The sequence below is a fragment of the Streptomyces sp. JLBG701 genome, from assembly GCF_058544905.1.
This window is the reverse complement of sequence record NZ_CM178588.1, coordinates 1,346,344-1,365,298: the sequence shown is the minus strand read 5'-3', so window position 1 is coordinate 1,365,298 and position 18,955 is coordinate 1,346,344. Positions and strand designations below refer to the sequence as shown.

At 70.3% G+C, this 18,955-nt stretch carries 16 protein-coding genes; 7 read left to right on the top strand and 9 right to left on the bottom strand.

The features are described 5' to 3' along the window. Positions 1-39 precede the first annotated feature (39 nt). A complete protein-coding gene (locus AC5DRG_RS06325) occupies positions 40-411 on the bottom strand; it encodes an ArsR/SmtB family transcription factor (protein WP_491812981.1) in 372 nt (123 codons plus the stop codon). Here AC5DRG_RS06325 and AC5DRG_RS06320 point away from each other — a divergent pair. Then, on the top strand, positions 393-1,769 hold the full coding sequence (locus tag AC5DRG_RS06320; RefSeq protein ID WP_491808712.1) for an FAD-dependent oxidoreductase: 1,377 nt from the start codon (positions 393-395) through the stop codon (positions 1,767-1,769). The genes AC5DRG_RS06325 and AC5DRG_RS06320 overlap by 19 nt on opposite strands. Further along, positions 1,765-2,967 carry an MFS transporter gene (locus AC5DRG_RS06315; protein WP_491812979.1) on the top strand — a complete coding sequence of 401 codons (1,203 nt, stop codon included), beginning with the start codon at positions 1,765-1,767 and terminating at the stop codon, positions 2,965-2,967. Before AC5DRG_RS06320 ends, AC5DRG_RS06315 begins: the two co-directional genes overlap by 5 nt. A 31-nt stretch (positions 2,968-2,998) precedes the next feature. On the opposite strand, the gene AC5DRG_RS06310 is transcribed toward AC5DRG_RS06315, so the two are convergent. Further along, entirely contained in the window at positions 2,999-4,084 is a 1,086-nt protein-coding gene (locus tag AC5DRG_RS06310; RefSeq protein WP_491808710.1) for a WD40/YVTN/BNR-like repeat-containing protein, read from the bottom strand. A gap of 298 nt (positions 4,085-4,382) precedes the next feature. Between AC5DRG_RS06310 and AC5DRG_RS06305 the strand changes: the two genes are divergently transcribed. Next, positions 4,383-4,961 (top strand): Rv1733c family protein, encoded by a 579-nt coding sequence (locus tag AC5DRG_RS06305; RefSeq protein ID WP_491812978.1) that lies wholly within the window; start codon positions 4,383-4,385, stop codon positions 4,959-4,961. A 116-nt stretch (positions 4,962-5,077) separates the two neighbouring features. On the opposite strand, the gene AC5DRG_RS06300 is transcribed toward AC5DRG_RS06305, so the two are convergent. Together AC5DRG_RS06300 and AC5DRG_RS06295 are read right to left on the bottom strand one after the other, a co-directional pair. After that, a complete protein-coding gene (locus AC5DRG_RS06300) occupies positions 5,078-7,102 on the bottom strand; it encodes a HEAT repeat domain-containing protein (RefSeq protein WP_491808709.1) in 2,025 nt (674 codons plus the stop codon). A gap of 87 nt (positions 7,103-7,189) precedes the next feature. Continuing rightward, the gene (locus AC5DRG_RS06295; protein WP_491808708.1) at positions 7,190-8,854 is read right to left on the bottom strand and encodes an acyl-CoA dehydrogenase family protein; all 1,665 of its coding nucleotides are present in this window, start codon (positions 8,852-8,854) and stop codon (positions 7,190-7,192) included. A 65-nt stretch (positions 8,855-8,919) separates the two neighbouring features. On the opposite strand from AC5DRG_RS06295, the gene AC5DRG_RS06290 reads away from it, so the two are divergent. Further along, a complete protein-coding gene (locus AC5DRG_RS06290) occupies positions 8,920-9,651 on the top strand; it encodes a PaaX family transcriptional regulator C-terminal domain-containing protein (protein WP_491808706.1) in 732 nt (243 codons plus the stop codon). Between the two features lie 75 nt (positions 9,652-9,726). Here the strand turns inward: AC5DRG_RS06290 and AC5DRG_RS06285 are convergent, their stop codons facing one another. Both AC5DRG_RS06285 and AC5DRG_RS06280 read right to left on the bottom strand, forming a co-directional pair. Next, positions 9,727-10,530: a pectate lyase gene (locus AC5DRG_RS06285; protein ID WP_491808704.1), complete on the bottom strand. Its 804-nt coding sequence runs from the start codon at positions 10,528-10,530 to the stop codon at positions 9,727-9,729. Between the two features lie 46 nt (positions 10,531-10,576). Next, positions 10,577-11,557 (bottom strand): pectate lyase family protein, encoded by a 981-nt coding sequence (locus tag AC5DRG_RS06280; RefSeq protein ID WP_491808702.1) that lies wholly within the window; start codon positions 11,555-11,557, stop codon positions 10,577-10,579. Positions 11,558-11,908: 351 nt separating this feature from the next. On the opposite strand from AC5DRG_RS06280, the gene AC5DRG_RS06275 reads away from it, so the two are divergent. Further along, the gene (locus AC5DRG_RS06275; protein ID WP_491812976.1) at positions 11,909-13,192 is read left to right on the top strand and encodes an extracellular catalytic domain type 1 short-chain-length polyhydroxyalkanoate depolymerase; all 1,284 of its coding nucleotides are present in this window, start codon (positions 11,909-11,911) and stop codon (positions 13,190-13,192) included. Between the two features lie 310 nt (positions 13,193-13,502). Here the strand turns inward: AC5DRG_RS06275 and AC5DRG_RS06270 are convergent, their stop codons facing one another. Continuing rightward, complete coding sequence (locus tag AC5DRG_RS06270) at positions 13,503-14,105, bottom strand: TetR/AcrR family transcriptional regulator (RefSeq protein ID WP_491808700.1); 603 nt, start codon at positions 14,103-14,105, stop codon at positions 13,503-13,505. Between the two features lie 110 nt (positions 14,106-14,215). Here AC5DRG_RS06270 and AC5DRG_RS06265 point away from each other — a divergent pair, with 110 nt between their 5' ends. After that, on the top strand, positions 14,216-15,013 hold the full coding sequence (locus AC5DRG_RS06265; RefSeq protein WP_491808698.1) for an SDR family NAD(P)-dependent oxidoreductase: 798 nt from the start codon (positions 14,216-14,218) through the stop codon (positions 15,011-15,013). Positions 15,014-15,051: 38 nt separating this feature from the next. After that, positions 15,052-15,989, top strand: a protein-coding gene (locus AC5DRG_RS06260; RefSeq protein WP_491808697.1) for an IS5 family transposase whose coding sequence is annotated in 2 segments (ribosomal slippage) — positions 15,052-15,847 and positions 15,847-15,989 — 939 coding nt in all. Because the reading frame shifts where the segments join, the coding sequence is not laid out codon by codon here. Positions 15,990-16,004: 15 nt separating this feature from the next. On the opposite strand, the gene AC5DRG_RS06255 is transcribed toward AC5DRG_RS06260, so the two are convergent. Together AC5DRG_RS06255 and AC5DRG_RS06250 are read right to left on the bottom strand one after the other, a co-directional pair. Beyond that, positions 16,005-17,363 (bottom strand): nucleobase:cation symporter-2 family protein, encoded by a 1,359-nt coding sequence (locus tag AC5DRG_RS06255; protein ID WP_491808695.1) that lies wholly within the window; start codon positions 17,361-17,363, stop codon positions 16,005-16,007. 116 nt (positions 17,364-17,479) lie between these two features. Further along, the gene (locus AC5DRG_RS06250; protein WP_491808693.1) at positions 17,480-18,823 is read right to left on the bottom strand and encodes an FAD-dependent oxidoreductase; all 1,344 of its coding nucleotides are present in this window, start codon (positions 18,821-18,823) and stop codon (positions 17,480-17,482) included. Between the last annotated feature and the right edge of the window lie 132 nt (positions 18,824-18,955).

The following is an 18,955-nucleotide window of genomic DNA, read 5'->3' as shown; positions in this document are numbered from 1 at the left end:
CTCTATTTTCGCATGTGTCGATACAGTGGGCAATGACCGTCAGGGAGATGTGGTGGCGCTCCGCTCCTGTAGTGCCAGTAGTGCCGACATGGCCGCCACCGGCTGCGGTGCGATCCGGTAGTAGATCCAGGTTCCGCGGCGCTCGGACGTCAGTAGCCCCGCTTCCCGCAGCTTCTTGAGGTGATGGGAGACGGTCGGCTGCGACACCCCTACGTCGGAGATGTCGCACACGCACGCTTCGCCTTCCGGGTGTGAAGCCACCCGCGAGAACAGGCGCAGCCGCACGGGATCGGCGAGCGCCTTGAACATCGAGGCCATCTGCTCGGCGTCGACCTCCGACAGTGCCGCGGAGGTGAGGGGTGCGCAGCAGGGGGGGTGCCGCCTGGAGGGGCGTGTCTGCGTTCCGCGAATTAGACACAGCACACGGCGAACTTCCCGTCGTCATCATCGGAGCAGGCCCGGTCGGCCTCGCAGCCGCGGCGCACCTCGTCGAGCACGGCCTCGAACCCGTCGTCGTCGAGAGCGGCCCCACGGCCGCCACCTCCGTCCGCGACTGGGGCCACGTCCGGCTCTTCTCCACCTGGGACGAGATCATCGACCCCGCCGCGGAAAAACTCCTGGCGAGCACCTCCTGGATCCGACCCGACGGCACCACCTACCCCACAGGCGAGGACTGGGCCGATCACTACCTACAGCCTCTCGCCGAGACCCTCGGCACCCGCATCCGCTACGGCACCACCGTCACCGGCGTCGCCCGCCAGGGACGCGACCGCATCGTCGACGCCGACCGCGACCAACAGCCCTTCACCCTCCACGCCACCCACCGTGACGGCACCGAGACCCGCATCCTGGCCCGCGCCGTCATCGACGCCTCCGGCACCTGGTCCACCCCCAACCCGGCCGGCGCCAACGGCCTGCCCGCCCTCGGGGAGCGCTCCCTCGCCGCCCGAGTCGCCTACCGGGTGCCGAACCTCGCTCATGACTCGGACCGCAACCGCTACGCCGGCAAGCGCACCGCAGTCATCGGCAGCGGCGCCTCCGCCTTCACCACCCTCGCTTCCCTTGCCGAACTCGCCAGGACGGCACCCGGCACCCACGCCCTCTGGATCCTGCGCCGAGGCATCAACGCCTCCACCTACGGCGGGGGAGAGGCGGACCAGCTCCCCGCCCGCGGAGCCCTCGGCCTCGCTGCCAAGGCGGCCGTCGAGGCTGGGCACGCAGACGCCCTCACAGGGTTTCGACTGGCCGAAATCTCCGCCAACGCCGATGGCACCCTCACCCTCGTCTCCGAGGACGGCATCCGCTCCGACGCCGTCGACGAAGTCATCGTCCTGACCGGCCTCCGTCCGGACCTCTCCTACCTCAGCGAGGTCCGCCTCCGCCTCGACGAACGCCTCCAGGCACCCACCGAACTCGCCCCCCTCATCGACCCCAACGTCCACTCCTGCGGCACGGTCTACCCCCACGGTGCCAAGGAGCTGTCCCACCCCGAGCAGGACTTCTACCTCGTCGGCATGAAGTCCTACGGCCGCGCACCCACGTTCCTCGCCATGACCGGCTACGAGCAGGTCCGCTCCATCGCAGCCGCCCTCGCAGGCGACCACGAGGCCGCCGAGCGCGTCGAGCTGACACTCCCCGAAACCGGCGTCTGCGGCGGATCCGGCCTGTACGACGAGCCCGCCGAGAACTCCGACGCGAGCTGCTGCGGAACGCCCCAGACCCTGCAGATCGGCATCGGAGCCCCCGCCGGTTTCAGCACCGGCGATTGACACTGTGCAGCCCGTCGCAGCCCGGCCGGACACCGACTCAGGTCACCGTCCGCGCCGGGCTCTGCCAGCTCTCTGCGTGACCGAGACAACCAGCTGGGGAATCGTCTACTACGCCTTCCCCGTCCTGAATCCGCAGATCACCCGCGACACGGGCTGGCCCCCAGGCGCCACCACAGCCGCTTTTTCCCTCGCCCTGATCGCGTCCGCGCTCACCGGCATCCTGGTCGGGCGCGTCATCGATCGTCGCGGACCGCGTCTTGTGATGACTGCGGGCTCGGTTCTGGCCACACTCGCCCTGCTCGTCATCGCCGCCGCCCCGAACCTGCTTTGTTTCACCGTCGGCTGGCTTCTCGCCGGGACCGCGATGGCCGCCATCCTGTACCAGCCCGCTTTCATCGCCCTCACCCGCTGGTGGGCCCCCCACCACGTACGTGCCCTCACCTGCGTCACTCTGGCCGGCGGTCTCGCCTCCACCGTGTTGGCGCCCATCACGGCTGCTCTCTCCGATCAGCTGTCGTGGCGAGCCACTTACGCCGCCCTGGCCGTTCTCCTGGCAGCCATCACCGTCCCTGCCCACGCGATCGCTCTCAACGCTCCGTGGCCGCGGGCACACCGACCCGAGATCCGGCCTTCATCGATGAGCGAGGTACCCGCTGAACGCACGCGAAGGTTCTGGATCCTGGCCGGCGTTCTCACGCTGTCCGCGCTCGCCGCGTACGCCGCGGTGATCGCACTCGTGCCGCTCCTGCTCGAACGCGGCTACACCACCTCACAAGCGGCATGGGCTCTCGGCCTGGGCGGAGCAGGACAAACCCTCGGACGCACTCTCTACGCACGCTTTGCCGCCCACACGAACCCGACCCGGCGGACCACAGCACTGACAGCGCTCGGCGGTGCCGCCACCGTCGCCCTGGCTCTGACCCCGGGGCCGTACGCACTCCTCGTCGCACTCTCCATGGCTGCCGGCATGGTTCGCGGCAACCTCACCCTCCTCCAGGCCACAGCCGTGACCGACCGATGGGGAGCCGCGGACTACGGCCGGACGTCCGGCATTCTCGGCGCCCCCGTCACCACTGCCGCGGCCCTTGCCCCTTTCACCAGTGCCCTGCTCGCCGGCCCGATGGGTGGCTACGCGCCGCTCTTCCTGGCCCTCGCCTCTCTCGCCTTCACCGCCTCGGTGCTTGCCTGCTTCACGTGAAGAGGGGACCACCTCGGAGTTCCCTGGAGCCTCAGCCGACGACCGCGGCGCGTACGCACAGCACATCCGGGAGATGGGACGCCAGTTGCTGCCAGCTGTCGCCGTCGTCGGCCGACGCGAACACCTCGCCGTTGCGATTGCCGAAGTAGACCCCGGCCGGGTCCGCGTCGTCCGTGCACAGTGCGTCGCGCAGCACCGTGCCGTAGTGGTCCTCCCGCGGCAATCCCGCGGACAGCGGCTCCCAGGTCTTGCCCGCGTCCGCTGTACGGAAGACGCGACAGCGCCGGTCGGCGGGCACCCGGTCCGCGTCCGCGTTGATCGGGAACACATACGCCGTGTCACCGCGATGCGGGTGGGCGGCCGCCGCGAAACCGAACGTCGACGGCAGGCCCTCGCCGATGTCCGTCCAGTGCGCGCCCGCGTCGTCGCTGCGGTACACCCCCCAGTGGTTCTGGAGATACAGCCGGTCCGAAGTCGCCGCGTCCTGGGCGACCTTGTGCACGCACTGCCCGAACTCGGGGTTGGGATCCGGCAGGAACACCGCGGAGACCCCGGAGTTGGACGGCGCCCAGCTCGCGCCGCCGTCGAGGGTGCGGAAGACCCCGGCCGTTGAGACGGCGACGGTCACGGCGCGCGGGTCGCGCTTGTCGGTGAGCACGGTGTGCAGACCCTCACCGCCGCCGCCCGGCACCCACTTCGAACGCGTGGGGTGCTCCCACAGGGGACGCACCAGCTCGAAGGTCTCGCCGCGGTCCTCGGAGCGGTACAGCGCGGCCGGTTCCGTGCCCGCGTACACCACGTCGGGCTCGGCCGCCGCCGGGTGCAGTTGCCACACCCGCTCCAGCGAAGCCCCCGTGTCCTTGGGGAACTTGACGGCCGGCCGGGCCGGTTCGGCCCAGGTCCGTCCCAGGTCGTCGGAGTGGAACACCGACGGCCCCCAGTGCGCACTGTCGCCGCCGGCGACCAGTCGCGGGGTGCTCGCCCTGGTGTCCACGGCGACCGAGTACACGGCCTGGGCGTTGAAGTAGGGACTCTCGTCGAACTCCCAGGTGCCGCCTCGCCGGCGCCCGATGAACAGGCCTTTGCGCGTGCCCACCGCCAGCAGTACCTCGGTCATGCCGATCACCTCCGCTGTGCTTCGACTTCTTTGTCCCAGCCACCGGCCAGTCTGCACCCAGCCACTGACAGTCACCTCTGGACTGGGAGTCATCGCAGGTCAAAGCGGTGATGCCGACCTGGAGCGCGGGCGTGCGGTCACCCGTTCGTGAAGGCGCCTGCGCGAGCGGCGGGGCCCGTGGGACCGTCGGGTCGGGGATTCGACGTGAGCATCGAGGAGACGTCTCCCGTATGGGAAGGCGGTTCTGCATGTTCTTGCGCTCATGAGGAGGATGCCTTCGATGGCGTTCCGTGGCCGGTTGGCGTTACGTGGTCCGAAGGTGTGGCTGTGGCGCTGGCGGCGCAATCCGCTCAAGCGCCGGGCCGACGCGGTGGAGGCCTGGGTCCTGCTGGGTGTCTGGGTGTTCACCGTGCTCGTCGGGGTGGTGGCCGGTCTGACGGCGACCCGGTCCGTCGAGCAGGGGCTGGCCCGGGAGCGCGTCGAGTGGCGTCCCGTCGTGGCCCTGCTCACCGAACAGGCACCCGGCACCTCGACCATGGGCACCGGCGTCGAACGCGTCTGGGCGAAGGTGCGCTGGACGGCGACGGACGGCTCCCCGCACTCCGGCCAGGCGCGGGTACGGCCCGGCAGCACCGTCGGTTCCCCGGTCACCGTGTGGACGGACCCGGGGGGCCATCTGGTGACCAAGCCCGCCACCGTCGCCCAGGCCCGGTTGCGCGCCGCGCTGGTCGGCGCCCTGGCGGGAGTCGGCACCGCGCTCGTGCCCTTCGTCGCCGGCCGGGGCCTGTGCGGCCGGCTGGAGCGCCGGCGACTGGACCGGTGGGACGCGGAGTGGGCACGGTTCGGGCCGCAGTGGGGTGCACGACGGGCCGACTGACGGGGGAGGTGTGTCAGGCGTCTCCGGCCGTGGTGCGGCTGCACACGCGTGACCCTGGATCCACAGCCGCCCCCGCCACGAACACGTTCGTGCCGCCCCGCCACGAACAAGTTCGCCTACCTGTCCGCCACCACCTCCCGGCACGCGCTCAACAACTGCTCGTCCTCGAAGATGTCGTGGCTCCCGTGCCCGCCCGCCCTCCTCCCATGACGGCGGGGAGCGGCCAGCTCCGCCCGTACCAGGTCGTGCAGAGGCGCGCCGGCCGATCCCAGGGCGGCAAGGAACGCGGCGATGGGGCGGCGCGTGTACGCGTTGTCCGACCAGGCCGCCCGCAGCACAGGAACGGCCACGTCCGTCTCTGCGGCGACCCGCCACAGGGCGCAGGCGGCGGGCACCCGCTCCCACAGCTGGTCGGACTCGGTCAGGCGGCGCAGCGCGGGTACCGCGGGACGGGCCGCCGGTCCCAGCCGCGCCAGCGCCTCGGCGGCCGTCCGGCTGCCTTGGGGGCGCTCACCGGTCAGCTCCCGGCCAAGGACGGGCAGCACGGCCGACGCGTCGCCTTCCACCGACCACAGGGCTTCCGCGGCCACGGCCGCGCACGAGGTGTCCAGCAGCTCCCGCAGCACCGGTATCGCCGCACGAGCGGCGGGGCCGAACGCGCCGAGGGCCCGGGCCGCCCCGTCCACGACCGATTCCCGCAGCCGCAGCCCGTCCGGCATGCCGTGCAACAGCCGCAGCACCTCCGGCAGAGCCTCCCCGTCCTTCAGAGCGGTCAGCGCCACCAGCAGCGGCATGGCACGGTCGTACGTCTCGGCCGAGCCGACGGGGACGAGCCCGAGCCTGCGCCGCAACGCGGGCGCCAGCGGCCCCGCGGCCCGGCCGAGGTGGGGGATGACGCGTCCCAGGTCGTCGGGCACGACCGGCCCCGCCAGGACCTCTTCCAGCACCGGCACCGCCCGCGGATCCCCGCTCCGGGCAAGGGCCTTGAGCGGGCCGCCCAGAGTCGGCGCCCCGCGCTCCCACCGGCGAACCCACAGGTCGGGTCGGTCGGTCACCAGCGCGGCGAGCCGGTCGGCGGCCGGCAGGGCCAGCTGGAAGAGCTCCCCGAGGACGGACACCGAGGCGTCCACCAACCGGTCCTCCTCCGCGCCCAGTTGTGCGCCGATCAGCGCGACCGTCGCCGAGTAGTCGGCGCGCCACTCCCGCAGCAGCCCCGCGGACATCCACACGGCATTGCACCGGTCGGTCGGGTCGGGGCTGCTCAACTGCCCGTTGAGCAGAGCGATCCGGTCGCCCACCCGGCCGCCCAGCGCGGTGTGCAGCGTCCGCAGCAACTGCGAGCCCTCCTCGTCCGAGGGGCGCAGCCGCCGCAGCCGGCCGACGAGCGTGTCCGTGTCGGGCCGGTCGGGCTCGTCCGGCACCCGGGGCCGCTCCTCGGACCGGTCCCGCAACAGCCGCACGACAGTGGGCACCAGGTCGGCGGAGACCCGGTCGGGAGCGCGGCCCGCCAACTGGCCCAGCGCGGCGAGCCGCAGTCCGGGACCGTGCGGCGGCGCGCTGTAGGAGGTGAGGAGGTCGACGGCCTCGGCGGCCTGCCCGGGGTGGCGTCCCGCGAAGAGTCCGAGGCTCTCGATCAGGGTGAGCAGGACCCGGTCGTCCCGCTCCACGGTGATCCGCTCCCGCAACAGGCCCAGCACGCGCACCGGTTCGTCGAGGAACCGCACGAGCGCCACGCCTGCCGCCCGTCTTACCCCGGCGTCCCGGTCCCCGGCCAGTACGGCGAAGACCTCGGCACCCGCCCGCACCGCGGCGTGGGCGCTCGCGCAGATGTCGTCCGCCTCGTCGGCCGTGTCGTGGTGATCGACGTCCTCGCCGCCGATGCTGACCAGCAGCTCCACGATGCCGCCCCGGTCCGGCACCTCCTCCTCGGCGACGAGCGCGAACAGAAACGGAACGCAGGCGAGCGTCGAGTCGTACACGTCTCCCTGGTGGTGCACGGCGCCGTACATCCCGTCCAGCGCCACCTCCCGCTCGGCGGGGTCCGCGGAGGCAAGCCCCCTGAGTAATCCGGGCACGTCCTCCGCGGTGCCGTACGCATGTCGCATCGAAGCCCAGTCGACGTCGTCGATCCCCGTGAACACGTTGTCCTCCCCAGGCGAAGTACCAACTGATCGCGAGTCTGCACCACGCCACCGACAACGAACCGGAATCCGACCGAGAGCTCCCTCTCAGTCGCCCGGCAGCGCGCGCTCCAGGATCGCGTCGAGGTCTGCCGAGCCGGGCAGCGTGCCGAACGCGTGGCCCCAGTCGCCGCCGAGCCGGGTCGCGCAGAAGGCGTCGGCGACCGCGGCCGGGGCGTGCCGGACCAGCAGCGAGGCCTGCAGAGCGAGGGCGATCAGCTCCACCAGCCGGCGGGCGCCCGCCTGCGTGCCGTCGCCCAACTCCCGCCTGAGACGGGCCACCGCGGCGTCCAGCCGGGCGTCGGCGCCCTGCGCCAGGGCGAGTTCGGCGAACAGGGCGTCGGCGGTACCGGAGTCGCGGACCAACGCCCTTAGCACATCAAGGGCGTTGACGTTCCCAGAGCCCTCCCAGATGGAGAGCAGGGGGGCCTCGCGGTAGTGGCGGGGCATGCCCGACTCCTCCACGTAGCCGTTGCCGCCGAGGCACTCCAGCGCCTCCGCGGTGAAGGCTGGTCCGCGCTTGGTCACCCAGTACTTGCCGACGGCCGTGGCGATCCGGCGGAACGCCTGCTCGTGCGCGTCCCCGCGCAGCGCCCGGTCGGCCGCGCCGGCCAGCCGCAGGGTCAGGGTCGTGGCGGCCTCCGACTCCAGGGCGAGATCGGCCAGAACGTTGCGCATCAGGGGCTGGTCGAGCAACCTCGCTCCGAACGCGCTGCGGTACCGCACATGATGGCCCGCCTCGACCAGCGTCTTGCGCATCAGCGTCGCCGACATCATCACGCAGTCCAGACGCGTGCAGTTGACCATCTCGATGATCGTTTTGACGCCCTGTCCCTCCGGCCCGACCAGCCAGGCGACCGTCCCGTCGAACTCGGGCTCGGAGGAGGCGTTTGACCGGTTGCCCAGCTTGTCCTTGAGCCGCTGGATGCGGAACGTGTTGCGCGTCCCGTCGGGCAGGACGCGCGGCACGAAGAAGCACGACAGGCCGCCCGGAGCCTGGGCCAGGACCAGGAAGACGTCGCACATCGGGGCCGACGTGAACCACTTGTGCCCGCGCAGCGTGTACACACCCGGCTCGGCGGTCGGCGTGGCCGCCGTGGTGTTCGTCCGGACGTCGGAGCCGCCCTGCTTCTCGGTCATCCCCATGCCCGCGAGCAGCCCGCGCTTCTCGGTCGGCACCCGCAGGACGGGGTCGTACTCGCGGCCGGTCAGCAGGGGTTCGTAGACCTTCGCCAGCTCCGGCTCCTTGCGCAGCGCCGGGATCGCCGCGTACGTCATCGAGGTGGGACAGCCGTGACCTGCGTCGGTGTGCCCCCACACCAACCCGCCGCCGGTACGGGCGACATGAGCACCGGGCCGGTCCTCCGCCCAGGGCGCGCCTGCCAGTCCCTCGCCGACCGCGACCCGCATCAGGTGGTGCCAGCTCGGATGGAACTCGACCTCGTCGAGGCGATGCCCGTACCGGTCGTGCGTACGCAGCTCCGGCTCATGGCGGTTGGCCTGTTCGGCCCACTCCTGGGCCTCCTCGCCGCCGGCCAGCCGGCCGAGCCGCCGGATGTCCTTCTCGGCCCATCCGGCACCTTCACGGTGCAGGCCTTCCAGCAAGGCCGCGTCGTCGGAGGCGTCGTACGGGGCCAGGGGAGGGGGCTGGTTGGTGACGTCGTGCGTCGCGTGTCCCTCGTGCTGTTGCGTGTGCGCCGGTATCGAGACCATGCAAGGAGTGTTGCACTATCTCTGCGGTCGCAGCAATCGTGCAACACGACATACAGTACGTGACCATGGGGACGAACGTGACGGCGCAGCCGGGTGAGCTCGAACTGCGCCCGCTGTCCGCCCGCTCGGTCGTCCTGAGCCTGCTGCTCGGCACGCATCCGCCCGAGCTGCCGGTCAGGGAACTCGTGCGCGGTGTGGAGCCCTTCGGCGTCGGCGGCTCCACCGTGCGGGCGGCGCTCAGTCGCATGGTGGCGGCCGGTGACCTGCGGCGCACGGACACCGTCTACCGTCTCAGTGACCGGCTGCTGGAGCGCCAGCGGCGCCAGGACGACGCCGTGGAGCCGCGCACGCGCGCGTGGAGCGGCGACTGGGAGATGGTCGTGATCACGGCGACGGGACGCGGCCCAGCTGAACGGGCCGATCTGCGCTCCCGGTTGACCACGCTGCGGCTCGCCGAACTCCGTGAGGGCGTCTGGCTGCGCCCCGCCAACCTGCGCCGCTTGCTGCCGGAGGACCTCGACCGGGTGGCCGAGCGCTGCACGGCCCGCCCCGACCGCCCCGCCGACGAACTGGCCGGGAGCCTCTGGCCGCTCGACACCTGGTCCGTCACAGGCCGGACGCTGCTCGCCCGGGCCGCCCGGGCGGATCGCCCCGCGGACCGCTTCACCGTCTTCGCGGCCGTCGTACGACATCTGCTCGCGGACCCCGTCCTGCCCCCCGAACTCCTGCCCGCCGACTGGCCCGGAGCCGCCCTGCGCACCGCGTACGCGGACTACCGGCGGGAGTTGAACGTCTGACCACGCATGACACGGCGGCCGTGCGAAGCGCCGTGCGGGGACGCTTCGTACGGCCGCCTTCACCTACCGACGGGGCTACTTGTAGGTGATGTCGGACGTCGCGTACTTGCAGTACGTGCCGTCCGGGCCGGAGCCGTTCGTGGTCGGCTCCGCCCCCGTGTTGTTGCCGATGTACTTCTGGCAGGGGACGATCTTCTTGCTGCTGTCGCCGACGATCGTGATGGCCTTGAGGGTCGCGCTGTCGCCGTAGTTGGTGTTGATGCCGACGAGCTTGCTGCCCGAGTAGGTCGCCTCGATCGTGTTGAGGTTGATCGTCCGCTTGTACTGCGTCGAGCAGTTGCCGCAGGACCGGACGAAGGTGCCAAAGGTCTGCACGGCGAAGTTGGAGATGTTCAGCGTTCCGGCGCCGTTGAACTGGAACACCTTGTCGCTGGCCGACCGTGCGCCGCCGCCGGAGACGGTGTAGACGTTGGACGACGAGGAGCCGCGGAACGTCGCCGCGTCCTCGCCGACGTCCTCCCACCAGACGTTCTGGAGCGTGCAACTGCCCGCGCAGTGGATGCCGTCGGCGGCGGGGGCGCCGATGATGACGTTCTTCAGGACCGTGCCGGCGGCCAGTGACAGGATCGGCCCCTGGTCCTCGTCCTGGCTGCCGCTGCCGAGGTCACCGGTGCCGTAGAGGCGGATCATCCCGTAGTCCTTGGTGCCGGACAGCGAGATGGTGGAGGAGACCGCCTGACTGCCGGTCGCGGTGGGCCAGGTGGCGGCGTTCGCCGGGGCCGCGCTGTTTATCATGATCATGCCAACCGACAGGCTGAGGGTGGCCAGCGTGCCGGTCAACGCGCGCCGACGGGCACGCGGATGTGCTGCAGAAGTCATGTCCCGATTCCTTCTGTTTTCAAGCGGTTGGGGGGTTGGCGGGTTCTCAGAGCTTTCCGGCGCCCGCACCGGACGTCACCGAGGCGACGACCGTCGAGGCGGACTCCGCGGTGTAGCTGTAGGGCGGCGCGGTGAACGTGCCGACCCGGGAGATCTCGGTCGCGGCCCCGCCGAGATCGTTGCCGCGCAGATTGGCGTATCCGTCGACGTCACTGCTGCGGTTCGTGGTGACAGCGACTCCCGTGTTGCGGAAGACGTTGTTCTCCACGAGCATCTGGGCGCCCATGCGCGAGTGGCAGGCGGTCTCCGCGCCGTCCACGTAGTTGTTGTAGAAGTGCCCGGTGCCGAAGCGCAGGCTGGGGATGCGCGAGTAGACGTTGCTGAACTGGTTGTGGTGGTACGTCACCCTCAAGTGACCGGTGTCCTCACCCGCGTTGTTGTCGCTGTGACCGACGAGCGAGCCCTTGAAGTGGTCCTTGAAGGTGTTCCAGGACACCGTCACGTAGTCGGAGCCGTGATTGATGTCGAGCAGACCGTCGTAGTAGTCCTTGTCGTGATCGCGGTCGGCCGAGAAGGAGTTGTGGTCGATCCAGACCTTCGTCGACTCCTGCACGGTGACGCCGTCGGACGGTGCGAGCGGCTTGCTGATGTTCAGGTTGCGGATGACGACGTTCGTCACTTCCTTCAGCCGCAGCCCGCCGCCCGTGAACCCGGACGACGAACCGACGCCCAGGACCGTGGTGTTGGAGCCGATGTCGACCTGACCGCTAAGCGTGATCAGGCCGTTGACCTTGACCACCTTGGCCGCGCTGCCGGTGACCGCCGACTGGAAGGCGGACAGCGTGCTGACGGTGACCGCCGTGGCGCTGCCGCCGCCGGTCGTCCCGGCGCCGAACCCGACCGGCGAGGTGTCGGCCGCCCCCGCCGACTGCGGGAGGGCGAGGACGGCCACCGCCGCGAGCGCGGCCGCGCCGGCCGCCGCGAGGGCGGATCTTTGCGCGTGTGTACGTGGGGGGCGAGTACGCATGCGGGTGTGTCCCTTCAGGGGGAGCGTTCTCTCCATGTACATGAACGTTGTTCACCATGTTGTGTCCATCCGCCCTACCATGTACGGGCGGGTCACACTGCTGAACGGAACGTAGGGGGCAAGCGCTTTCTAGTCAACGCTTTGCGCAGAACACGTCCGACCGGTCGCGAAAGGCAGGAAGAGTTGTCCTGCTCATGGCGTGGGAGCGCTTCCATGGTGGCCATGTCCATGCCACGATGCGGGAGATTCCCTCAGCAATTCCCTCGCGAGCCGCGATCCGACTGAAGGGACAAGGACGTGCCCCCCAGCGTCGGCAACACCCTCAACTCCACGAACTCATCGAGAAAGCCCTTGCGTTCCGTGCTCGTCGCGCTCTTCGCGGCGCTGGTGCCGTTACTCGCGACGACACTCCTCGCCGCGCCGGCCGCGTCCGCCCGGGCGGACGCGGTGCCCACGGCCACGCTCACCGAGGTCACCGGCTTCGGCGCCAACCCCAGCAACCTCCAGATGTACGTGTATGTGCCGGAGAGCGTCACCGCGAACCCGGCGGTCCTGGTCGCCGTGCACTACTGCACGGGATCCGGCCCGGCGATGTACTCCGGCACCGAGTACGCCTCGCTCGCCGACCGCTACGGGTTCGTCGTCGTGTACCCGTCGGTCACCCGGGCCAGCAAGTGCTTCGACGTCTCCTCGCCCCAGGCGCTGAGCCGCGGCGGCGGCAGCGACCCCGTCGGCATCAAGTCGATGGTCGACTGGACGGTGAGCACCTACGACGCCGACACCGGCCGCGTCTTCGTCACCGGCATCTCCTCCGGCGCGATGATGACGAACGTCCTGCTGGGCGACTACCCCGACGTCTTCGCCGCCGGAGCCGCCTTCGCGGGCGTGCCGTTCGGCTGCTTCGCCACCACCGACGGCTCCGAGTGGAACAGCGCCTGCGCCCAGGGCACTGTGGCCCACACCCCGCAGGAGTGGGGCGACCTCGTCCACGCCGCCTACCCCGGCTACACGGGCCCGCGCCCTCGGATGCAGCTGTGGCACGGCACCGAGGACGACGTGCTGCGCTATCCGAACTTCGGGGAGGAGATCGAGCAGTGGACGAACGTCCTCGGCGTCAGCCAGACACCGGCGGCGACCGACTCACCCCAGTCCGGCTGGACCCGCACCCGCTACGGCGCCACCGGTGACCAGGCCCCCGTCGAGGCGATCAGCCTCCAGGGCGTGGGCCACAACCTGTACAGCTACGGCGTCATGGGCCCGCTCGCGATCGCCTTCTTCGGCCTCGACGACGAGGGTCCCGCACCCCAGCCCCCGGCCGGCCCCTGCCAGGTGAGTGTCACCACCAACGCCTGGAACACGGGCCTGACCGCCAACGTGACGATCACCAACACCGGTACGACGACGGTGAACGGCTGGCAACTCGCCTTCACCCTGCCGACCGGCCAGACCATCACCAACGGCTGGAACGCCACGTACACACCGAGTTCAGGCGCGGTGACGGCGACGAACGCCTCGTACAACGCGACGATCGCCCCGAACGCGAGCGTCAGCATCGGGTATCAGGCGAGCCACACCGGGAACAGCGCGGCACCGGGTGCCTTCACGCTCAACGGGACGGCGTGCGGCGCCGGTTGACGCAATGGGCGGCGGGGTGGCCGTAGGAGACGTATGACTCCGGCCACCCCGCCGCCCGAAGCGACGAGCGCTCGCGTGATCTAGGGCCTGTCTCTTCGATCATGCTCGGAGTCAGGTGACGAGTGCGGCCGAGGTGCCGAAGTAGACGCGTCTGTAGTTTTGTCGGGATGAGTCTGGCGGTCATCCTCTCGGGATGAACATGCCGGTGCGCCTTCTGCGTAGAAGGGCGTGTTGTTGTACGCCTTGCCGCCCCCAGCTCTAGGCAGGGTGCGGCGCGGCGGCACTGGCTCTCGGTGACAACTGCGGCGTCCTATGCGCGTACCGCGGCAACCGCCTCATCAAAAGCCTGCTCCATGTCGACTGTGCCGTTGCTGCGGACCCAGGTTTCCGTTGCGGCTTCGGAGCACGCCAGGGCGCAGGCGACGAGCGCGCGGGCCCGCAACTCGTTCATGGGGTCCGCCGTGGCGCCCAGTCGTCTGGCGATGTCCGGCAGTAGTAGCTCCGTCCACTGGTGCCGTTTCTCCAGCTGACGCCCCCGGAGAGAGGGCGACGCGTGGAGCATGCTGGTGATCTTGAGGAAGGCCTCCGGCGTATAGGGAAGAGACTCGACGAGCGCCTTGAGGGCCGCCCGGAGCGCCTCCCACGGGGGCTCGTCTGCCGGACGGGCTTTCAGCGCGGCCTGCAGTGTCCGGCCGCTTTCGGCGTGGTCGCCGAGCACGATGTCTTCCTTCGTGCCGAAGTAGCGAAACAGCGACCGCCGCGAGATGCCGATCTCGCCGGCGATCTGTTCCATGGTGGTGGCTTCGAAACCGTGCTCGAGGAAGAGCCGCATCGCGGTGGCGGCGATCTCGGCCTGCACTGCCCGCCGGGTGCGCTGCCGCAGCCCGGACGGGCTGCCTTCGCGATCGTTCATGAGCCACAAGCCTACCGCGTTGTGCACCCAGTACCCTATTGGCACCGTGTGACAAGTTAGGCGTATGGTGCCACACGCTGAGTACAACCGCCGTCTCCCGGGAGCAGCCCATGAGCGCCGTCGACTACCGCGGCCAGATCACCCTCATCACCGGTGCCAGCGCTGGTATCGGAGCAGAGTTCGCCCGCCAGATCGCCGCACGTGGCTCACACGTCGTCCTTGTGGCCCGGCGCCGGGAACGGCTCGAGAAACTGGCCGCCGAACTCACCGCGGCTCACGGCGTCCAGGCCACCGCCATCCCTCTCGACCTCAGCCAGCCCGCTGCAGGGCAGACCCTCGCCGAGGAAGTGGCACGGCGCGGCCTTACCGTGACGAGCGTTGTGAACAACGCAGGCTTCGGCACTTTCGGCCCGTTCCACACCGAGGACCCGCAGCGCCTGCGGGAGGAGATCTACGTCGACGTCGCAGGTGTGGTTGACATCAGCCGAGCATTCATCGAGCCGCTGCGGACCTCCGGCACCGGGGTGCTGATCAATGTCGCGAGCATGGCGGCGTACCAGCCTGTCCCGAACATGGCCGTCTACGCGGCAGCCAAGGCGTTCGTGCTGAGCTTCACCGAAGCCCTGTGGCAGGAGTCCCTCGGCACCGGTCTGCGCGTGCTTGCACTGTCTCCCGGCGCGACCAGCACCGAGTTCTTCGACGTCATCGGCACGGACACCGCGGACGGCGGTACCCAACGCCAGACCCCCCAGGAGGTCGTGGCCACAGCACTGCGGGCACTCGACCGCCGCACGCCACCGCCGAGCGTCATCTCCGGCCGGCTCAACCGCGTGATGGCGAGCCTGGGCCGGGCAGTCACTCGGCGTCGCGCGGTCCTGCTCATGGGATCCATGACCGCCGCCCACTAGGAACTGGCTCTTCGATCAGATGGGTCGCTGTTGCGGTCATGCTCAGCAGGAAGGATCTGACCGACGACGAGTGGGCGGTGCTGGAGCCGCTGCTACCGAAGAGCAACAACCGGTGCGGCCGGTGGCGGGACCACCGGCAGGTGATCAACGGGATCATTCACCGGCTCAGCACCGGGGCACAGTGGCGTGAACTGCCCGAACGCTTCGGCCCGTGGAAGACCATCCACAAGCGGCACATGGTGTGGTCGGCCGACGGCACCTGGGAGATGCTCCTCCAGCGCATCCAGGCCCTCGCCGACGCCGCAGGCGGCATCGACTGGAACATCAACGTCGACTCCACCATCGTGCGTGCCCACCAGCACGCCGCCGGAGCCCCGAAGTCCCCACCGCGCGCACCGCTCGCCGCCTCAAAGGGGAGCCCGAGGAGAGCCGCTTCACGTGCCCGTGAACGTGAACCGGCGGCTCCTGCGGGAGGAGGCGGTGCGGCAGGCGAGAGCCTCGGCCGGTCCCGTGGCGGGCTGACCTGCAAGCTGCACCTGAGCGGGGAGGGCAAGTGCCGCCCACTGTCGCTCGTCGTCACGCCGGGGCAGCGGGCGGACTGCACCCAGTTCGAGGCGGTGATGGAGAAGATCCGCGTCCCGCGAAGCGTCCCCGGCCGTCCGCGCCGCACCCCGGACAGTGTCGGCGCGGACAAGGCGTACAGCAACCGCAGCAACCGCGCCTACCTGCGCAGACGCGGCATCCCTCACGTGATCCCGGAGAAGAAGGACCAGCAGGCCAACCGTCTGCGCCGAGGTTCACGCGGCGGACGACCTTCCAACTTCGACAGGAGAGATACAAGCAGCGCAACACCGTTGAGCGAGCGATCAACAAACTGAAGCAGTTCAGAGCCGTCGCCACTCGCTACGACAAGCGCGGATACGTCTACCTCGGCACGGTCACCGCCGCCGCACTCCTGATCTGGCTCCGGTCATGATCGGAGAGACAGGCCCTACACCGCCTCTTCCCGGGACTTCTCCAAAGCCACCTCGGGGACGGGCGAACCGGCCTTCACCGGAAGGTGGTTGAAGAGCAGGTTCAGTACGATCGCCGTCAGGCAGCCCGCGCTGATGCCGCTGTTCATGACCGTCTGGAACCAGTCGGGGAACTTCTCGTACACCGTCGGCACGCCGACCGGCAGTACGCCCACGGCCACCGAAACGGCCACCACGGTCAGGTTGTGGTTGTCCTTGAAGTCGACCTGGGCCAGCGTCTTGAGGCCGCTCGCGGCGACCGTCCCGAACATCACGAGACCCGCGCCGCCCAGCACCGGCGCCGGTATCGCCGCGACCACCGCGCCCAGCTTGGGCAGCAGGCCGAGCAGGACGAGGATGCCGCCCGCGGCCGCGACGACCCAGCGGCTGCGCACCCGGGTCATGCCGACCAGGCCCACGTTCTGCGCGTACGCCGTGTACGGGAAGGTGTTGAAGACGCCGCCGAGGACGGTGGAGAGGCCGTCCGCGCGCAGGCCGTCGGCCAGGGAGCGCGGCTCGATCTTCCGGTCGGTCATCTCGCCGACCGCGATGAGGTCACCCGTCGTCTCGGTCATCGTCACCAGCGCCACCACCAGCATCGAGATGATCGCCGACGCCTCGAAGGTGGGCGCGCCGAAGTGGAAGGGCGTGCTGATCCCGACCCAGTCGGCGTCCCCGACCCCGCCGAAGTCCGTGAAGCCGAAGGGGACGGCCACAGCGAGGCCGACGGCGATGCCGATCAGTACCGCGATCCGGCTCAGGAAGGCCGGCGCGAACCGCTGCACACCGAGCACCACGGCGAGCACGAAGCCCGCGAGAGCGAGGTTCTTGGGCGCGCCGAAGTCCGCCGAACCCACGCCGCCTGCGGCCCAGTTGCCCGCGACCGGCAGCAGCGAGATACCGATGATCAGGATCACCGTGCCGGTGACGAGCGGCGGGAAGAAGCGCAGCAGCCTCCCGAACACCGGGGCGAGGAGCACGATCGCGAGTCCCGCGACGATCACCGAGCCGTAGATCGCGGGCAGTCCGCCGCCCGTCGTACCGATCAGCACCATCGGCGACACGGCCGCGAACGTACAGCCCTGCATGATCGGCAGCCGCACACCGAAACGCCAGAAGCCGACACACTGGATGAGCGTCGCGATGCCGCAGACCAGCAGGTCGGCGGTGATCAGATATGCCAGGTCGGCGGGCGACAGCTTCATCGCGCCGCCCACGATCAGCGGGACCGCCACCGCGCCCGCGTACATGGCGAGCACATGCTGGAGCCCGAAGGCGGCCAACTGGCGTACGGGTGGGACCTCGTCGACGGGATGCGGGGGCGCGGTCGTGGACATGGACACTCCTGAGCGGCGGGTACGGGAGGGGGGACATCCGGACAACACGAGACCGTAAGCGGCCTAAACAGTTTGTTGATTTCTGAGTTGTTGCCGCTGTGTGTACTGCCCATCGGTTATGCGTGCGCCCCATGTGCCGCTGTGAGCAGCGAGTCCCAGTCCGGCAGCTTGACCACGCCGCGCCCGAGCGAGGCTCCGAGCTCCGCCTCGGCCCGCTCGATGGCCTCCCAGCCCGCCCACGCGACGGGCTCGATCCCGGCGGCCCGCAGCGCGGAGAGGGGATCCTCGGGCAGGTGCTTGCGTACGAGCGCGGGGGCGTCCTGGAGCAGGGATGTCACCGTCTCCTTCGCGCACGGACGGTTGGTGCCGATGACGCCGGTCGGGCCGCGCTTGATCCACCCGGCCACGTACTCGCCCGGCGCCGTGGCGCCCTCGCGCAGCACGCGTCCGGCCAGGTGCGGCACGACCGCCTGCTCCGTGTCGAACGGCAGCCCCACCAGCGGTACCCCGCGATAGCCCACCGAACGCAGCACCAGCTGAGCCTCGATCTCCTCGAACCGCCCCGTGCCCGTCACGCCGCCGTGTCCGTCCGGCGCGGTCCGCTCGAAGCGCACCGCGCTCACGCGCCCGGCGTCCGCGAGCATCTCGACGGGCCGCAGGAAGAAGCGCAGCCGGATCCGGTGCGCGGCCTCCGTCGGCGGCGCCTGTGCCCAGCCCCGCAGCACCTCCACGTTGCGGCGCTGCACGGCGGGCAGCTCGGACGGGTCGGCGTAGTCCGGATCCAGCGCCAACTCAGCCGGATCCACGGTCACTTCGGTGTCCGGCAGGGTGGCCAGCTCGCGCAGCTCCTTGGTGGTGAAACGGGCTTGGGAGGGGCCACGCCGGCCCACCATCTGGATCTCGGACACCCGGCTCGCGGTCAGTGCTGTGAGCGCCGCCTGCGGCAGGTCGGTCGGGCTCAGCTCCGCCGGGCCGCGGGCCAGCATCCGGGTCACGTCCACCGCGACGTTCCCCACGCCGATGACCACGGCCGACCTGGCGCCGAGCACGAAACCGTCGTCGACGGAGTCCGGATGGGCGCTGTACCAGGACACGAACTGGGTCGCCGACCAGCTGCCCGGCAGATCCTCGCCGGGAATCCCCAGATGGCGGTCGGTGGCGGCGCCCACGCAGTACACGACCGCGTGGTACAGGTCCCGCAGCCGGTCGGCGGGCAGCCCGCCGGGGCCGATCTGGACACCGCCGAGGAACCGCACCCGCTCGTGTTCGAGCACCGTCCGCAGATTGTTCTGCAGCGACTTGATCTTCTCGTGGTCCGGCGCCACGCCGTACCGCACGAGGCCGTACGGGCACGGAAGCCGGTCCAGGACGTCGACGAGTACCTCCGGGTCCTGCTGGACCAGGCTCTGGGCGGTGTAGACCCCGCTGGGTCCGGAGCCGACGACGGCGACACGCAGCACGCGGAACTCCTTATCCGAATCCATGGGACCAGGGGAGATCGCTGACGCCTCCAGGATCGCACCACCGGTGCTCCGCTGACAGGGTGCTGCGCGACGCACGGGCGTGCGTGTCCCTTCGTATGGAGTGTGATC